Consider the following 16390-nt stretch of genomic DNA (forward strand, 5'->3'; position numbering starts at 1 on the left):
CAAAAATATTGAATTATCGGGTTAAGGATTTAAACGTGTCAAATGCTACAAAATTCGGCAAAGTTGCCGTGCTATTTGGTGGGAAATCGGCTGAGCGTGCTGTGTCTTTAGATAGTGGTCAGGCAGTTCTGGATGCTTTATTGCGTTCAGGTGTTCAGGCTGAAGCATTTGATCCGCAAGACCGCAGTGTTACTGAACTTGTAAATTATGATCGTGCATTTATTGTATTGCATGGTCGTGGTGGTGAAGATGGCCAGATTCAAGGCGTGCTTGAATGGCTGAATCTGCCTTATACAGGAACTGGTGTGCAAGGTTCTGCGATTGGCATGGATAAAGTCAAAACCAAGCAAATCTGGCAAGGTAGCGATTTACCTACAGCACCATATCGCATTATTACTAAAGAAACAGATTTAGATGCAGTGATTGCTGAGTTAGGCTTACCTGTCATTATCAAACCTGTACATGAAGGCTCAAGTGTCGGCATGAGTAAGGTTGAGAAAGCAGAAGATTTTGCAGCTGCAATTGAGAAAGCAACTCAGCACGATGCTGTTGTGATGGCAGAAAAGTGGATCACAGGTCGTGAATTCACAATCTCATTCCTAAATGGTCAGCCTTTACCGGTTATTCGTTTACAGCCACCAGCAGATGTTGCTTTCTACGACTACGAAGCGAAATATCAACGTAATGATGTTGAGTATGGTATTCCTTGCGGTCTAAGTGAGACAGAAGAGAAGAACCTTCAAGCATTGTGCTTACGCGCTTTTCAGGCAGTTGGTGCAGAAAGCTGGGGCCGTATTGATGCGATGCAGGATGAACAGGGTAATTTCTGGCTTTTAGAAGTAAACACTGTGCCAGGTATGACCAGCCACTCTTTAGTTCCAAAAGCTGCGAAAGCTGTTGGCTATAGTTTTGATGAATTGTGTGTTGCCATTCTTGAGCAAACATTGGAAGGTACGGCTTAAATATGGCACAACTTCCGGCTTCCATGCGCCGTAAACGTGCGGCCATCACCTCTATTCATGATAAACCACCTACACGTAAGCAGAAGCTTGCAAATGCTGGTGGATGGGTGCTGTTGGTTATTGCTTTTGTAGTGCTGGCAGTCGGAATTTATGGGCTATATAAAGTTATTACAGATGCAACAGTTGCAAAGTTAGAAGTTGTAGGGTCGACGTCTTCAGTTGAAACCCAACAAGTGATGCAGCATGTTGCTCCAATTATAAAAGCGAATTATTTCACATCTGATTTAGAACAGATTCGAGATAAAACATTAGAAATTTCGTGGGTAGACCGAGTTGTCGTTTCTCGTGCTTGGCCCAATGGTATTCGTGTTCGTGTCATGCCTCGACATGCCATCGCCCGTTGGGGAACAGGTCGCTTGTTAAGCGATGGAGGCGATGTATTCAGTGAGGCAGAGCCGACTATTCATCCTGAGCTTCCGTTACTCCATGGTCCGGTAAGCCAGTCGAAAATGATGATGCGACGCTATAATGAAATCAATCAATTATTCCACCCTGCCAATTTGCGTCTAAAAGAGTTATATCTGACGGAGCGAATGACTTGGTTTATGCAGTTTGACTCAGGTTTACGAATTATTGTTGACCAAGATCAAACAATGAATAAGTTGCAACGTTTAAGCCATCTGGCACAATCTGACTTAAAACCGGTGTGGTCGAAAATCTCAGCCATTGATTTGCGATATCGTAATGGATTATCTATTCAATGGAAGAACGCAACACCACCTAAAATTGTGAATGGTCAGTTTGTTGTAACGATTGATGACACAAGCATTGCAGGTGGAACAAAAGCAAAGCCATAATACGTGGCTTTAAAATAGGCAATTTGCCTGGTATTAAACAACAAAGAAATGGTATGAGTGATGAATGAAGCTGTTCCCTCAGTTGTTGCGATTGACATTGGGACGCATAAAGTTTCAGTTTTGATTGGAAAAATTCATGCGCCGGATAACATTCAAGTTATCGGTATGGCAACTGCTCGCAATCGTGGCATGAATAAAGGAAAAATCGTAAGCCTCGATAAAGTTATCGCTGCGATTAAAAATGCTGTCGCTGAAGCGGAAAATATGGCCGAATGTCGCATTCATAGCGCATGGGTATCGATTCCGAGTACCGAGTTGCAAAGTTTTTATGCCTCTGGCCGCACACCAGTTGCTAATCCAGCACATGTTATTACAACAAATGAAGTCGTGCGCGCGTTAGAATTGGCAAAAGCAAGTCATGTGACTTCTGATTACTATTTAGCAAGTGCAGTGCCGTTAGGCTTTGAATTAGGTGATTCTGCTGAATGGGTGCAGAATCCAATTAACATGACTGCCCATAGTATGACCGGACATTATCAGTTAATGATGATGCCAATTGCGACTATGCAAAACCTTGATCGCGCTATGAAAGGTGCAAATATCGGGGTTGAAAAAATGGTGGTATCTTGTCTGGCAACCGCTGAGGCAAGCTTACTTAAAGATGAAAAAGAGTATGGTGTTTGTCTAGTCGATATTGGCGCAGGCATTACCAATCTTGCGGTTTATCTAGATGGACGTTTGGCTCTGGCACGTACATTGCAACGCGGTGGTGAGCATGTTACGCGTGATATTGCTGCTGTATTGCAAACTACGACAGAAGAAGCTGAACGTATTAAAATTCTGTATGGTTGTGTTGATTTAAGTGCTGTAAAGCCAGATCACATGATTCAGGTAGAAGGAATTGACGGCCCTCAAACTATTAGTCGAATTGAGTTGTCAGAAATTATTATTGCCCGCTATGAAGAGATCTTTAGCCAGATTCGCGATGAGCTTGAAAACAGCGGTGCAATTCATGGTTTATACCATGGTGTAGTGTTGACAGGGGATGCTTGTCAAATCGAAGGTATGGTGAGTTTGGCTCGCCGTATGTTGGGGGTATCTGCCCATTTGGGTAATCCGCCGTTACAGGTTTATGCTGATGATCAACATCAGGCAGCATTACGTCGTTCGATGTATGCAACAGCAGCTGGTTTGCTCATGTTTAGCCAAAGTGAGTTGCAAGAAGCTGTTGAAGAGCCTGAAGAGGCAAATGACCGTTCGGTATGGGAGCGAATGGTAAATGGCTGGAATGCATTTAATAGCAAGCTAAAAGCCATTTTTTAGGATGTATGGATTTATTGGTAGAATTGTTAGGAAGTTGTAAGAGAAAACCACTGTACTTGACAAGGTTTGTATTGCACAGCATTCTTAAAATTAGTTATTTTTGAAAATCAAGGCAGTATACGGGCTGAAGTGACTGCCATAATGTATTAGGAACCCTAAAGGTCATGGCCTCATTTGAATTTATAGAAGATGAACTAAACGATGGCAACGGTCAAGCCCGTTTCACTGTATTTGGTGTAGGTGGTGGTGGCGGTAATGCCGTTCAACATATGGTGCAGTCTGATATTCAAGGTGTTAAATTCGTTTGTGCCAATACAGACAAACAAGCACTAGACTGTATGAATGCACCTTTCAAAATTCAGTTAGGCGAGCAAAGTACGCGTGGTTTAGGTGCTGGTGCTAACCCTGAAGTTGGGCAAGTTGCAGCAGAAGAAAGCCGTGAAATTATTCGTCACCATCTTGAAGGTACGGATATGGTGTTCGTTACTGCTGGTATGGGTGGTGGTACGGGTACGGGCGCGGCTCCTGTCGTGGCTGAAGTTGCCAAAGAAATGGGTATTTTGACTGTTGGTGTTGTAACAACCCCATTTAACTTTGAAGGCCGTCGCCGTTTAAAATCTGCTGAACGCGGTATTGAAGCGCTTGAAGCACATGTTGATTCATTGATTATTATTCCGAACCAACGCTTACTTAGCGTATATGGCGATATTTCAATGAAAGATGCTTATAAAAAAGCTGATGATGTATTGTTAAACGCTGTACGTAGTATCTTTGACCTTGTTGTAAACCGTGGTCACATTAACCTTGACTTCGCCGATTTGAAAACTGCAATGAGTACTCGTGGTTACGCAATGATGGGTGCTGGTTTAGGTCGTGGTGAAGACCGTGCACGTCAAGCAGCTGAACAAGCGATCCGTAGTCCATTGCTTGATAACGTAAATATTATTAATGCTAAAGGTGTGTTGATTAACATTACTGGCGGTGATGATATTACTCTACGCGAAACTGAAATCATTACTGATGTCGTGAACCAGATTGTTGACCTTGATGAAGGTGAAATTTTCTACGGTACAGTATTTGATCCAGATGCGCGTGATGAATTACGTGTAACAGTAATTGCAACTGGTTTAACTCGTAATGCTGCAGATGCAGAACCGAGAAAACGTAATACAGTAAGTCATGCATCGACTCAATCAGCTCAATCTGTTGATGAAGATGACGTTCCTGCTATTAATAAGCGTCAAAATGCAGACAATGAAGTGAGCAGTAACGCAAGTTCTTCTCCACGTTCTTCTCCGATGAGTATTCAAGATTACTTGAAAAATCAGCAACGTAAGTAAAAAATTATTAAATTTAAAAAAAGGCAGTGTTTAAACACTGCCTTTTTTTGTTTTTGATCAATGACTAAATATGCTAACGTATAGCGGTTTTAAAAAAGAAGTTACAAAGCATGGTGAAACAACGTACTCTCAATCGTGTGGTAAAAGCGAGTGGAATAGGTCTTCATAGCGGTCAAAAAGTGATGATCAATTTCATTCCACATATCGCGGATGGAGGTATTGTATTTCGTCGTATCGATTTAGATCCGCCCGTTGAAATCCATGCAAATGCATTGCTGATTCAAGAAGCTTTCATGTGCTCCAATTTAGTGATTGGAGATATAAAAGTTGGAACGATTGAGCATGTGATGAGCGCAATTGCAGGTTTAGGAATTGATAACCTTATTGTTGAGGTATCTGCGTCCGAAGTTCCGATTATGGATGGAAGCGCCGGCCCATTTATTTACCTGTTAATGCAGGGTGGATTACGTGAGCTGGATGCGCCGAAAAAATTTATAAGAATATTAAAACCAGTTGAAGCATTAATAGATGATAAAAAAGCGATTTTTAGCCCGCATAATGGTTTTCAGTTAAATTTTACGATTGATTTTGACCATCCGGCATTTGCTAAAGAATATCAATCTGCCACTATCGACTTTTCTACTGAAACTTTTGTATATGAAGTCAGTGAAGCTCGTACTTTTGGTTTTATGAAAGATCTAGATTATCTCAAAGCAAATAACTTAGCCTTGGGTGCAAGTTTAGATAATGCCATTGGTGTAGATGACACAGGTGTTGTGAACGAAGAAGGCTTACGTTTCGCTGACGAATTTGTGAGACATAAGATTTTGGATGCAGTAGGTGATTTGTATTTACTTGGTCATCAAATTATTGCCAAGTTTGATGGCTATAAATCGGGACATGCTTTAAATAATCAGTTGTTACGCAATGTTCAAAGTGATCCGAGTAATTATGAAATTGTAACATTTAATGACGAGAATGAATGTCCAATTCCATATGTCAGTGTGACATAAGTCATTGTCTTTACTTGGCTACGTTATATTGTAACGTTTTAAAGTGTGATTATTATCACATAATAAGAACGATTCTAATTAAGAAATAGAAAGCTCATCATTTTTTATTGCTTGCCAAACGTAGTAAAGCTTGGCTAAGCTTAGGGTCGCTCACAAAGTCGGCTGCACTACGTAACATTTCTTGTGTTTCCGAGGGGATGGGTTTAGATGGCTCAGATGAGGGTATATTGGGAGTGTTTTTATTTCTCAATCGAACCTGAATTCTTTGTAAGTCTTTTAACCCTTCAAGTTGAGATAATTTAGATACATATTGGTTCTGTAAATAACTGAGTTGACTAATCATCGCCTGATTTTCACCAGTAATGATTAAAGAACCATTTTGATAACACACGACCTGCCATTGTTCCGGTTGGGGCAATAAGGGTTGGATTATTTTCGTAAGTCTTTGCCATTGCGCGACTTGCGTTGTTAGAAACGTAAGGTTTCCTGTTTTTATGTGTTTTCCGGTTTGTTGAAAAACGTTATCGGGTTTAGACATGGGTCATTCTCGGATAGATTCTTGTCTTCATCTTAAGCGTTCATTTCGATTGATATCAAGGAAGAGATCATAAGGAACTTGAGTAAGAACAGTTTCAAGAGGTTTTTATGCACACGCGTCGTATTTTATTAGCGTTTTCACTTGCCGCTTCGGCAGCATCAGTTGCTTTTGCAGATTATCAAACAATTAACCAATCTACTGATTCAGATCGATTGGAACAACTATCAAAAACATTATCTCAAGGTTCATACACCCATCCTGATGATTTAGATCTTCCGGCAAGTGCGAAAGTTTCAGTGACCTTACGCCAAAAAACGGTTGAGCTCAACAATGAATCGCTCGCAAAAAAATATGGCAATACGAGTGCAAAGAATTCTTTTAATGCCTCTTCTTCAAACGCTTACTCTTGGTTAGTTTCTCACCCTCTTCCTGATACTGTACGAGTTTCTTCGAACTTCGGTGGCCGTACAATGAGCGGTCGTGCCGAGCATCATGGTGGTTTAGACATGGCTGCTCCAAGTGGTACGCCAATCTATGCAACAGGCCCAGGTATTGTAACGAAATCTGGCTGGGGCACTGGCTATGGTCAATATGTTGAAATTAACCATGGTAATGGTTACTTAACACGCTATGCTCATGCTTCGCGCTTAATGGTACGTGTAGGTGACCAAGTGTCGGCAGGTGAACATATTGCCAATGTAGGTTGTACTGGTCGCTGTACTGGTCCACATTTGCATTATGAAGTAGTAAAAGATGGTCAACGTAAGAACCCAACAACTTACTTAGCGATGCTTCCTTAAAAGCATAGTGAAAAAGGTTAAGGTTATTGAATTTATGAATCTGAAATTAACTTAAACCTTTTTTAACGTAAAGATTGTATAAAAAAACGCCATTATTGGCGTTTTTTTGTTATTTTGTTTAATGCTCGGTCAATGACTATTCATTCAGAAAATAATAGGCCCCCCTCACATTCACCCATGGCAATAACTAGAGAGGGGTAAAACGTGGTAAAAATACAAAGTAGATTAAAGAACAAGGAACAGGTGAATTATGGCGTTTTACGGTGACTCCGATGCACAAGAAACCCAAGAGTGGCAAGATGCATTCGATTCAGTTTTACAACATATGGGAACTGAGCGCGCGGCATTCTTATTGGAAAAACTTTACCAACAAGCAATTGCCAAGCATGTTCCCATTCAACGTCTCAATACACCTTACTTAAATACAATTTCTGTTGAAGAACAACCTGCAATGCCAGGCGACCAAGATATGGAACGCCGTATTCGTGCATTGATTCGTTGGAATGCCTTAGCAATGGTACTTCGTGCGAATAAAACAGGTGATGATTTAGGTGGACACTTGGCGAGCTTCGCATCAAGTGCAACATTATATGACGTAGGTTTTAACCATTTCTTCCGCGCAAATAGCAATAACTTTGGCGGAGATATGATTTATTACCAAGGACACTGTGCTCCTGGTATTTATGCACGTTCATTCCTAGAAGGACGTTTAACTGAAGAACAGTTAAGTAATTTCCGCCGTGAAGTTGGCGGTAACGGTTTACCAAGCTATCCGCATCCATATTTAATGCCGGACTATTGGCAATTCCCAACTGTATCAATGGGTCTTGGTCCAATCATGTCGATTTATCAAGCGCACATTCAAAAATATTTGATGAACCGTGGTTTGATCAAAGAAGAAGATCGTAAAGTCTGGGCATATCTTGGCGATGGTGAAATGGATGAGCCAGAAAGTACTGGTGCAATTTCACTTGCTGGTCGTGAAAAGCTTGATAACCTCATTTGGGTGGTTAACTGTAACTTACAGCGTCTAGATGGTCCTGTACGTGGTAACGGTAAAATCATTCAAGAATTAGAATCTTTATTCCGTGGCGCAGGCTGGCGTGTCATTAAAGTAGTATGGGGTCGTCATTGGGATCCGCTACTTGCAAAAGACAGCACAGGCGCTTTAAAAGCGGTAATGGGCGAAACAGTTGATGGTGAGTATCAGCGCTATCAAGTGAAAGGTGGTGCATATACACGTGAGAAATTCTTTGGCAAGTACCCAGAAGCTGCGGAACTTGTAAAAGATTTAAGCGATGAAGACATCGATAATCTTAACCGTGGTGGTCATGACCCGTACAAAGTTTTTGCTGCCTATGCAGAAGCAATGAAAGCTAAAGGTCAACCAACAGTTATTCTTGCGAAAACTGTTAAAGGTTACGGTTTGTCTGAAGAAATTGAAGCGGTGAACAAAACTCACCAAATCAAAAAAATGCAGATCGACTCTTTGAAATATGTACGTGACCGTTTCAACCTGCCATTTACAGATGATAAGTTAGAAGAGCTTCCATTCTACCGCCCAAGTGAAAACTCTCCAGAAATGAAGTATATGAAGGCGCGTCGTGAAGCTTTAGGTGGCTATTTACCTGCACGTCGTAAAGAGAGTGAAATTTTAGCGATTCCTGAATTATCTGTATTTGATGCAGTATTAAAAGGTTCTGCTGGCAAAGAACAATCAACTACCATGGTCATGGTTCGTTTAATTGCTTCTTTACTTAAAGAAAAAGCAATTAAAGACCGCGTAGTGCCAATCGTTCCAGATGAAGCGCGTACTTTTGGTCTAGAAGGTATGTTCCGTCAGCTTGGTATTTATGCTGCTCACGGTCAAAAATATACCCCAGAAGACCAAGAGCAGTTAATGCATTACCGTGAAGCAAGTGACGGTCACATGCTTCAAGAAGGGATTAACGAAGCTGGTGCGATGAGCGCATGGGCTGCGTTGGCAACAAGTTATTCAACGAATAACTTGCCAATGATTCCAATGTACATGTACTACTCAATGTTTGGTTTCCAACGTATTGGCGACATTGCATGGGCTGCTGGTGATGCACAGGCACAAGGTTTCTTGTTAGGTGCTACTGCTGGTCGTACCACATTGAACGGTGAAGGTTTACAGCACCAAGATGGTCATTCACATATCTTGGCGAACACGATTCCAAACTGTGTATCTTATGATCCATGTTTTGGTTATGAGTTGGCTGTAATCGTACATGATGGTTTACAACGTATGTATGTGAACCAAGAGCGTGTGTTCTATTACCTAACTGTAATGAACGAAAACTACGAGCATCCTGCAATGCCTGAAGGCGCTGAGGAAGGCATTAAACGTGGTATGTACTTGTTCGAAAAAGATGAAAAAGCAACTGTTCAATTACTTGGTTCAGGTGTAATTCTTCGTGAAGTGATCAAAGCTGCGAAAATCTTACGTGATGAATACCAAATCCATTCAAACGTTTGGAGTGTAACAAGCTTCAATGAGTTGTCGCGTGACGGTATGGCGTGTGAAGAATACAACCGTTTACACCCACTTACTGAAGAAGTGAAAGAATCTTGGGTGTCTAAACAATTACGCGGTACAGAAGGTATTGTTGTTTCAGCAACAGACCATATGCGTGCGTATAGCGAACAAATCCGTGCCTATCTTCCAGATGGTCGCCCATTTGTTGCGTTGGGTACAGATGGTTATGGTCGCTCAGATACACGTGCTAACTTGCGTAGTTTCTTTGGTGTTGATGCTGCACATATCGTTGTTGCTACTTTGAAAAAATTAGCTGACGAAGGTGAAGTAGATGCACGTTTAGTTAAAGATGCAATTTCTAACTTTGAGTTAGATACTGATCGTCCAGTGGCATGGGCTCCACAAGCACATCCAGAAGTTCAAGCAGTTGCTGAATACCATGAAGCGCAAACAGGTGAGGGGAACTAAGCATGCAAATTAAGACCCCTGATATTGGCGTAGATAAAGCAGTTGTTGCTGAAATTTTGGTAAAAGTTGGCGATAGTATTGCTGAAAATGACAGCCTTGTTTTGCTTGAGTCAGATAAAGCCTCTGTTGAAGTGCCTAGCACTTCAGCAGGTGTAGTGAAAAGCATCTTGATCAAAGAAGGCGATAGCGTAACTGAAGGTACGGTATTGTTTGAACTTGAAGCTGAGGGTGCTGCACCTGTAGCTCAAGCAGAAGAAGTTGCAAAACCTGCACCAGCAGCTGAAAAAGAAGCACCTGCTACAGCTCCACAAGTTGCTGCACAACCAGCAGCGGCAACCACTAGCCAAGTTGTTGAAGTTCAAGTTCCAGATATTGGTGTTGAAAAAGCACTAGTTGGTGAAATTTTAGTAAAAGTTGGTGAGCAAATCGATGTTGAGCAAAGCATCGTTGTTGTTGAATCTGACAAAGCAACTGTAGAAGTACCAAGCAGTGTTGCTGGTACTGTAGAAAGCATTCAAGTTAAAGAAGGCGATACAGTTAAAGAAGGTGTTGTGCTCATTAAAGTGAAAACAACGTCTGCATCAAGTGCGCCAGTTGAAGCTCCAGCTTCTACAGCAGCTCCAGCGGCAGCGCCTGCACCAGTTCAACAAGAAACTGTAGCTGCGGCTGCTACTCAATCTGGTCCAGTTGATATTAACGTTCCTGATTTGGGCGTAGATAAAGCAGTTGTTGCTGAAATCTTAGTACAAGTTGGCGATAAAGTTGATGTAGACCAAAGCCTTGTTGTTGTTGAGTCGGATAAAGCGACTGTTGAAGTTCCAAGTACTGTTGCAGGCGTTGTGAAAGCGATTCACTTGCAAGCAGGTCAACAAGTTTCACAAGGTATATTGCTTGCAACAATTGAAGCTGAAGGCCAAGCACCTGCTGCAGCTCCAGCGCCAAAAGCAGAAGCGGCGGCTCCAGCTCCACAGACAACAGCACCTAAAGCTGCAGCTCCGGCTCAGTCGGCACCTGTGGCTGCTTCTGGTACTGACAAGTTAACGAAAGAGCAAGAAGCTGAAAACGCTAAAGTTTATGCTGGCCCTGCTGTTCGTAAGCTTGCTCGTGAACTTGGTGTGGTTTTATCACAAGTTAAAACTTCTGGTGAACATGGTCGTGTAATTAAAGAAGATATCTTTGCTTATGTGAAGACTCGTTTAACTGCACCACAAGCGGCTCCATTAGCTGCGGCTGCACCAGCAGTTTCAGGTTTGCCAAAGCTTCCTGACTTCACTGCGTTTGGTGGCGTGGAAGAAAAAGTACTGACGCGTTTGCAGCAAGTATCAATTCCGCAATTGTCATTGAACAACTTTATTCCGCAAGTCACCCAGTTTGATTTGGCTGACATTACTGAGTTAGAAGATTGGCGTAATGAACTGAAAGGCAACTTCAAAAAAGAAGGTATCAGCCTGACGATTATGGCATTCATTATCAAAGCGGTTGCGTATTTGTTGAAAGAAGAGCGTGAGTTCGCAGGTCATCTATCTGATGACGGTAAATCAGTGCTCTTGCGCAATGAAATCCATATGGGAATTGCGGTAGCAACACCTGATGGTTTAACTGTGCCAGTACTTCGTAACCCAGACCAAAAATCAATTAAGCAAATTGCAGTTGAATTGGGTGTGTTAGGTCAAAAAGCACGTGATAAGAAATTAACACCGAAAGACTTGCAAGGTGCGAATTTCACCATTTCAAGTTTAGGCGCAATTGGTGGTACAGCATTTACACCACTTGTAAACTGGCCGCAAGTTGCGATTTTGGGTATTTCACCTGCAACGATGCAACCGGTTTGGAATGGTAAAGACTTTGATCCACGCTTAATGTTGCCGTTGTCGTTGTCTTATGACCACCGTGTAATTAATGGTGCAGATGCTGCTCGCTTTACCAATAAACTTACGAAACTTCTTAAAGATATTCGTACTTTATTAATCTAATATTTTGAAATGAATCATTAAAACCTCGCTTCGGCGGGGTTTTTATTTTGGTATTTAATTTAATTGGTTTTAGGTTAATCTAAAGATTAGATATGAATTATCGAGAGAGAGGAGAAATTTCTCGTTATTAGGTAAAGGAGAAATAATAAATGGCGGGTTTTTTAAAAATCATGGTACCAATCCTATTGATTGTATTTTTATTAATGGGGGTATGGATCAGTGTTTTACACTTTCCTTGGGAATGGATGACCTATGTTGCAATGGGGTTGGAAGTATTTGTAGCAATGCTTATTTTGCCATTTGAATTTCAATCACAGCATGTAGCAGGCATTAACAATTTTGGGTTTATTAACTTAAGTATTTGTTTAGCCTTACTATTGGGCTTAGGTCGGTTGTTAGTGTGGGCATGGATAAAATTTTTTGTTTGAAAAATAGAACTGCTCGAATATAATAAGCACATACTTCATTGGGGAGTAGCCGCTATTCATTTCTGAATGAATAGGTGATGATCAACATAATTGTTCAACAGAACATGGTCATCATAGCTTAAACGTCTCATCGTTTCCAAGTTGGCAAGACCTTTGATTTACCACTCTGCAGATATTTGGCTAGCAGGAGGGGTAGGTCATGGGCATTTATGCTAGCCAGAGAAACGACATGCAAGAATTTCTGATTTCTACCTCAATTGTTGCCCTAGCTGAAATGGGCGATAAAACTCAATTACTCGCCCTTTTATTGTCTGCACGTTTCCGTAAGCCAATCCCTATTCTCATTGCAATTCTGTTGGCAACTTTAATTAACCATGGTATCTCTGCTGTGCTTGGACAGTGGATTACGACGGTGTTGAGCCCCGAAATATTAGTTTGGGTACTTGCGGGTGGTTTTATTGGTATGGCGTTCTGGATGCTTATTCCAGATAAGTTAGATGATGAAACAGATAGCATTAATAGATGGCAAAAATTTGGTGTTTTTGGCGCAACCTTTATCTTGTTTTTCTTGGCTGAAATTGGCGATAAAACGCAGATTGCAACAGTGGCCTTAGCTGCTCGTTACGACAGTATTTTCTGGGTTATGCTGGGTACAACGTTAGGTATGATGATTGCCAATGCACCAGCTGTATTTATTGGTAATAAATTAGCTGAACGTTTATCTATCTCACTCATTCATAAAATTGGTGCTGCTATTTTCTTAATTGTAGGCGTCTCTACTTTGGTACAGCATTATTTCTTCTAATAGATTGAAAGTTGTTATAAATAAAAAACGCACTCATTAAAGAGTGCGTTTTTTTAACTGTATTAATAGTTAAATTTCACTGTAAAGTTAATTTGGCGTGGGTTGCCGAGCGTCACTAAATTCTCATTCAGCGCACCTGCATAGTAATCTTTATCAAATAGATTGCGGATAGCAAGTTGGGCGCCCCAATGCCCAGCGTCATAGCCAGCTTCAGTGTCAAAGACTGTATAGCCTGGAACATGAACATCTAAGCCATCGACAGTTTTATACGTTTCACCGCGGAATCCGCCGCCTACATACCAACCAAGTTTTGATGCAGGGTCAAATTTATAGCGTGCTGACAAGCTATATGCATGCTCAGGAATATTGTCGAGTGCTTTTCCTACATTACTCGTGTTTGCATCTTTACTAATTTCCGCATCAATTGTGTAGGTATATGCAGCCGTTAATTTTAAGCCTTCTAAAATTTCTGCGCTGAGTTCAGTTTCAATACCACGTGTTAACTGTTCGCCGCGTTGTATTTTATAGCCACTATTCACGGTATCAGTAACTAAAACATTTTGACGTTTTAAATCATACCAAGCGATAGCGCCTTGAATTCGTTGATTAGGGCTTTGTAATTTCATCCCGACTTCGACCTGTTTCCCTTCTTCAGGTTTGAACGGATTGTTATTTACATCAGTACCACTGTTAGGTGTAAATGAAGTGGCATAGCTAACATAAGGAGCCACAATGTCATTAAGGGTATACATGACAGAGGCGCTACCCGTAAATGCATTGTCTGATTGTTTAGTCGCATTACTTGTAACTAAACTTGTGCTTTGGGTTTGTGCCCAGTCTTGGCGTCCAGACAAGCTTAAAAGCAATTGGTCATTAAGTTGAATACGGTCACGTAAATAGAGCCCTAAATATTTGAGGCGATTAATATCACGAACATTTTGCGTCAATGTCACGTTTTGACCATAAACGGGGTTATAAATATTTAAATCGCCAATGTCATATTTATCATTGGTGTAATCACTTTTTTCCTGAAAAGCATCTACGCCAATATTAACGTCGTGTTGCATGCCATATAAATCAAACTGTTTATTTAAACGGTTATCGATGGCAAAACTTAAGTTATCAATAATTTGATGGCGGCTGTTATTTTTACGGCTAATGGTCGTGTAGTCGATTTCACCTTGTTTGTTTTTTGCCCAGAAATTTGTGCCTGTTCGAGCAAAAACAGCTGTACCATCCATTTCAGTTTTTTGTACGGCAAAATTCTGGTTAAAGTTCCAGCCATTATCAAAGGCATGTTTAAACGTATAACCAGTGCGGTAAACATCTGCTTCATATTTACCAAAATTAGGATCGCCAATATATAAACTTCGGTCTATAGCGCCGTTAGGATTGTCTTTTAATGTGCCAATCACAGGCAAACCTTGCTGACGAATATATTCACGATGCTGATAACTTGCGATTACAGAGAGGTCAGTGTTATCACCTAAGTCGAAGTTGTAAGAAGGGGAGATATAGTAATTTTTAAAATACACATAATCTGTCGGGTCATCTTGGTCAGAGATGCGGCCATTTAAACGAAAAGCACCTTTTTCACTATTATTAGGGCTATAGTTTAAATCGAATGTACCTTCTTTTAAGTTATAGCTGCCATAAGTCATGCTAGCATGTGCAAAGTTTTCTGCTTCAGGTCGTTTAGTTACTAAATTGACCATACCACCTGGTGCAACCAAACCGAAATTAATAGAGGCAGGGCCTTTTAAGACTTGGACCTGATCCATGCCTGATAGTTCAGTGGCAACATAAGTATTTTGTCCAACTCTTAAACCATCTACGTAAACCGAATCGGAAGAGGTCTGCCCACGAATAACAAAATCATCCCAACCACGACGACCAAGTTTTCCAGCTTCTACACCTGCAACACCTTCAAGTGCATCTGCTAGAGTTCTAGCTTGTTTCTGGTCGAGCTGTGCACGAGTCACCACAGAAACCGATTGAGCCGTTTTAAATAAGGGTGCATCTGATTTTAAGGCTGAGGTTGCTTTTGTTGCTACATAGGGAGAGCTGGGTTCTTTTTGTGCTTGAATAGAAATTGTGGGTAGCACACTGGTCGAATTTTGTTGTTCTGCTGTTTCATCAGCATGACTTGCTGTCATTAAGCTAAAAATAGCAACTGCTAACAATGTTTTGGAGCTTGAAAAATAAGGTGCTTGGTTCATGGGAGGTCTAGGCAGCGCAAAATACAAAGTGATAATGAGAATTATTTTAATTTATTGCAGGTGAATTTTAAATAACATTATGATTCATTTATAAAATAAGAAAAGCAAAAGCTATTTTAAAATATTATGAGAAAAATAAAGCAATTCATTGCAAGAGTTATCGAATCCCTTTATTTTAGTATGGATATAAAAATATCTAATATTTAAAGTTTTTTTGGGGAATTGTATGGGGTTTGAAAAAACAACATCGCAGATATTATTTGATAATGGCGTACATAAATGTATTAGTTTTACCAGTTTGGTCAAAGGGGAAGGTATTCAAGCCAATCAATTTTTAATTATTGATCATGAGCGTGCTGCTATAATCGATCCGGGTGGCGATTTGACCTATATTCCATTAACGATGGAATTAAATAAATATACACGTTTGAAAAATCTGGACTATGTGATGGCTTCGCATCAGGATCCGGATATTATTACCTCAATGCCACGCTGGTTGGTCTATACAGATGCTAAAGTCGTGGCATCAAAATTATGGGCACGATTTTTACCTCACTTAAACTCGTCTTTTATGAGTGAGCGTATGAAAGGGAATTGGGAAGACCGTCTTATTGAATTACCTGACCGCGGCCAAGTGATTCAATTAGGGGAATCAAAGTTAGTTGTAGTTCCTGCCCATTTTCTACATTCGGTCGGTAATTTTCAGTTTTATGATCCAGTCGCTAAAATTTTATTTTCTGGTGATATGGGTGCTTCGATTGTTGAGGATGCTAATCAACCTTTAACAGATTTCGATACGCATGTTTTGAAAATGAAAGCTTTTCATCAACGCTATATGTGTTCCAATAAGGTTATTCGTTTATGGGTAAACATGGTCCGCCAGATGGACATTGAAATGATTGTTCCACAGCATGGCAGTCCATTTATTGGCAAAGAAATGATTAATCAGTTTTTGGACTGGATTGAGGTTTTACCTTGTGGTGTCGACTTGATGACAGAACAAGTTTTTAGTTGTCCTGCCTAAATATGATGTCTAATGATCAACCCAGATAAAATTCTGGGTTGCAAAAACATGGGTTAAAAAATAACGTTAAAACGATAATAAGTAGGAATTATTTAGAGCAGCTCTACATCTATTGCTGAAAAAGGCAAAGATAATATGAA

Annotated in this window: 13 protein-coding genes and 1 riboswitch; of the genes, 11 read left to right on the forward strand and 2 right to left on the reverse strand. The window is 40.7% G+C overall.

All coding sequences use genetic code 11. From position 1 onward, the window contains the following. Positions 1-35: 35 nt before the first annotated feature. The 5 genes from F886_RS01665 (at position 36) to lpxC (ending at position 5495) form a co-directional block, all read left to right on the forward strand. A complete protein-coding gene (locus F886_RS01665) occupies positions 36-962 on the forward strand; it encodes a D-alanine--D-alanine ligase (RefSeq protein WP_005300616.1) in 927 nt (308 codons plus the stop codon). A 2-nt stretch (positions 963-964) separates the two neighbouring features. After that, complete coding sequence (locus tag F886_RS01670) at positions 965-1819, forward strand: cell division protein FtsQ/DivIB (protein ID WP_005300619.1); 855 nt, start codon at positions 965-967, stop codon at positions 1817-1819. 60 nt (positions 1820-1879) lie between these two features. After that, positions 1880-3142, forward strand: a complete 1263-nt coding sequence (ftsA, locus tag F886_RS01675) for a cell division protein FtsA (RefSeq protein WP_004790064.1) — start codon at positions 1880-1882, stop codon at positions 3140-3142. Between the two features lie 164 nt (positions 3143-3306). Next, a complete protein-coding gene (gene ftsZ, locus F886_RS01680; RefSeq protein WP_005300624.1) occupies positions 3307-4482 on the forward strand; it encodes a cell division protein FtsZ in 1176 nt (391 codons plus the stop codon). 110 nt (positions 4483-4592) lie between these two features. Continuing rightward, positions 4593-5495 carry a UDP-3-O-acyl-N-acetylglucosamine deacetylase gene (gene lpxC, locus F886_RS01685; RefSeq protein ID WP_005300627.1) on the forward strand — a complete coding sequence of 301 codons (903 nt, stop codon included), beginning with the start codon at positions 4593-4595 and terminating at the stop codon, positions 5493-5495. Between the two features lie 97 nt (positions 5496-5592). On the opposite strand, the gene F886_RS01690 is transcribed toward lpxC, so the two are convergent. Further along, positions 5593-6033, reverse strand: coding sequence for a DciA family protein (locus F886_RS01690; protein WP_005300630.1), 441 nt, complete (start codon positions 6031-6033; stop codon positions 5593-5595). Between the two features lie 107 nt (positions 6034-6140). Between F886_RS01690 and F886_RS01695 the strand changes: the two genes are divergently transcribed. The 5 genes from F886_RS01695 to F886_RS01715 all read left to right on the forward strand — a co-directional run bounded on the left by F886_RS01695 (position 6141) and on the right by F886_RS01715 (position 13007). Next, the gene (locus F886_RS01695; RefSeq protein ID WP_005300632.1) at positions 6141-6833 is read left to right on the forward strand and encodes a M23 family metallopeptidase; all 693 of its coding nucleotides are present in this window, start codon (positions 6141-6143) and stop codon (positions 6831-6833) included. Between the two features lie 250 nt (positions 6834-7083). Continuing rightward, entirely contained in the window at positions 7084-9801 is a 2718-nt protein-coding gene (gene aceE, locus F886_RS01700) for a pyruvate dehydrogenase (acetyl-transferring), homodimeric type (protein ID WP_005300635.1), read from the forward strand. A gap of 2 nt (positions 9802-9803) precedes the next feature. Beyond that, positions 9804-11774: a 2-oxo acid dehydrogenase subunit E2 gene (locus F886_RS01705; RefSeq protein ID WP_005300638.1), complete on the forward strand. Its 1971-nt coding sequence runs from the start codon at positions 9804-9806 to the stop codon at positions 11772-11774. A 149-nt stretch (positions 11775-11923) separates the two neighbouring features. Beyond that, positions 11924-12202, forward strand: coding sequence for a hypothetical protein (locus tag F886_RS01710; protein ID WP_004790051.1), 279 nt, complete (start codon positions 11924-11926; stop codon positions 12200-12202). Positions 12203-12230: 28 nt separating this feature from the next. Further along, a riboswitch (yybP-ykoY riboswitch) is annotated at positions 12231-12416 on the forward strand. A 15-nt stretch (positions 12417-12431) separates the two neighbouring features. Next, positions 12432-13007, forward strand: coding sequence for a TMEM165/GDT1 family protein (locus F886_RS01715; RefSeq protein ID WP_003654075.1), 576 nt, complete (start codon positions 12432-12434; stop codon positions 13005-13007). Positions 13008-13069: 62 nt separating this feature from the next. On the opposite strand, the gene F886_RS01720 is transcribed toward F886_RS01715, so the two are convergent. Beyond that, positions 13070-15226 carry a TonB-dependent siderophore receptor gene (locus F886_RS01720; RefSeq protein ID WP_005300643.1) on the reverse strand — a complete coding sequence of 719 codons (2157 nt, stop codon included), beginning with the start codon at positions 15224-15226 and terminating at the stop codon, positions 13070-13072. Positions 15227-15452: 226 nt separating this feature from the next. On the opposite strand from F886_RS01720, the gene F886_RS01725 reads away from it, so the two are divergent. Continuing rightward, positions 15453-16250, forward strand: a complete 798-nt coding sequence (locus F886_RS01725; protein ID WP_005300646.1) for an oxygen-binding di-iron domain-containing protein — start codon at positions 15453-15455, stop codon at positions 16248-16250. Positions 16251-16390: the final 140 nt, after the last annotated feature.

Origin of the sequence: Acinetobacter sp. NIPH 542 (genome assembly GCF_000369825.1) — a bacterium.
GTDB classification, from domain to species: domain Bacteria; phylum Pseudomonadota; class Gammaproteobacteria; order Pseudomonadales; family Moraxellaceae; genus Acinetobacter; species Acinetobacter oleivorans.

Excerpts from the sequence above, each read along its gene's own strand:
- F886_RS01670 (WP_005300619.1), top strand. The coding sequence starts at position 965 with ATGGCACAACTTCCGGCTTCCATGCGCCGTAAACGTGCGGCCATCACC.
- ftsA (WP_004790064.1), top strand. The coding sequence starts at position 1,880 with ATGAATGAAGCTGTTCCCTCAGTTGTTGCGATTGACATTGGGACGCAT.
- ftsZ (WP_005300624.1), top strand. The coding sequence starts at position 3,307 with ATGGCCTCATTTGAATTTATAGAAGATGAACTAAACGATGGCAACGGT.
- lpxC (WP_005300627.1), top strand. The coding sequence starts at position 4,593 with ATGGTGAAACAACGTACTCTCAATCGTGTGGTAAAAGCGAGTGGAATA.
- F886_RS01690 (WP_005300630.1), bottom strand. The coding sequence starts at position 6,033 with ATGTCTAAACCCGATAACGTTTTTCAACAAACCGGAAAACACATAAAA.
- F886_RS01695 (WP_005300632.1), top strand. The coding sequence starts at position 6,141 with ATGCACACGCGTCGTATTTTATTAGCGTTTTCACTTGCCGCTTCGGCA.
- aceE (WP_005300635.1), top strand. The coding sequence starts at position 7,084 with ATGGCGTTTTACGGTGACTCCGATGCACAAGAAACCCAAGAGTGGCAA.
- F886_RS01705 (WP_005300638.1), top strand. The coding sequence starts at position 9,804 with ATGCAAATTAAGACCCCTGATATTGGCGTAGATAAAGCAGTTGTTGCT.
- F886_RS01710 (WP_004790051.1), top strand. The coding sequence starts at position 11,924 with ATGGCGGGTTTTTTAAAAATCATGGTACCAATCCTATTGATTGTATTT.
- F886_RS01715 (WP_003654075.1), top strand. The coding sequence starts at position 12,432 with ATGCAAGAATTTCTGATTTCTACCTCAATTGTTGCCCTAGCTGAAATG.
- F886_RS01720 (WP_005300643.1), bottom strand. The coding sequence starts at position 15,226 with ATGAACCAAGCACCTTATTTTTCAAGCTCCAAAACATTGTTAGCAGTT.
- F886_RS01725 (WP_005300646.1), top strand. The coding sequence starts at position 15,453 with ATGGGGTTTGAAAAAACAACATCGCAGATATTATTTGATAATGGCGTA.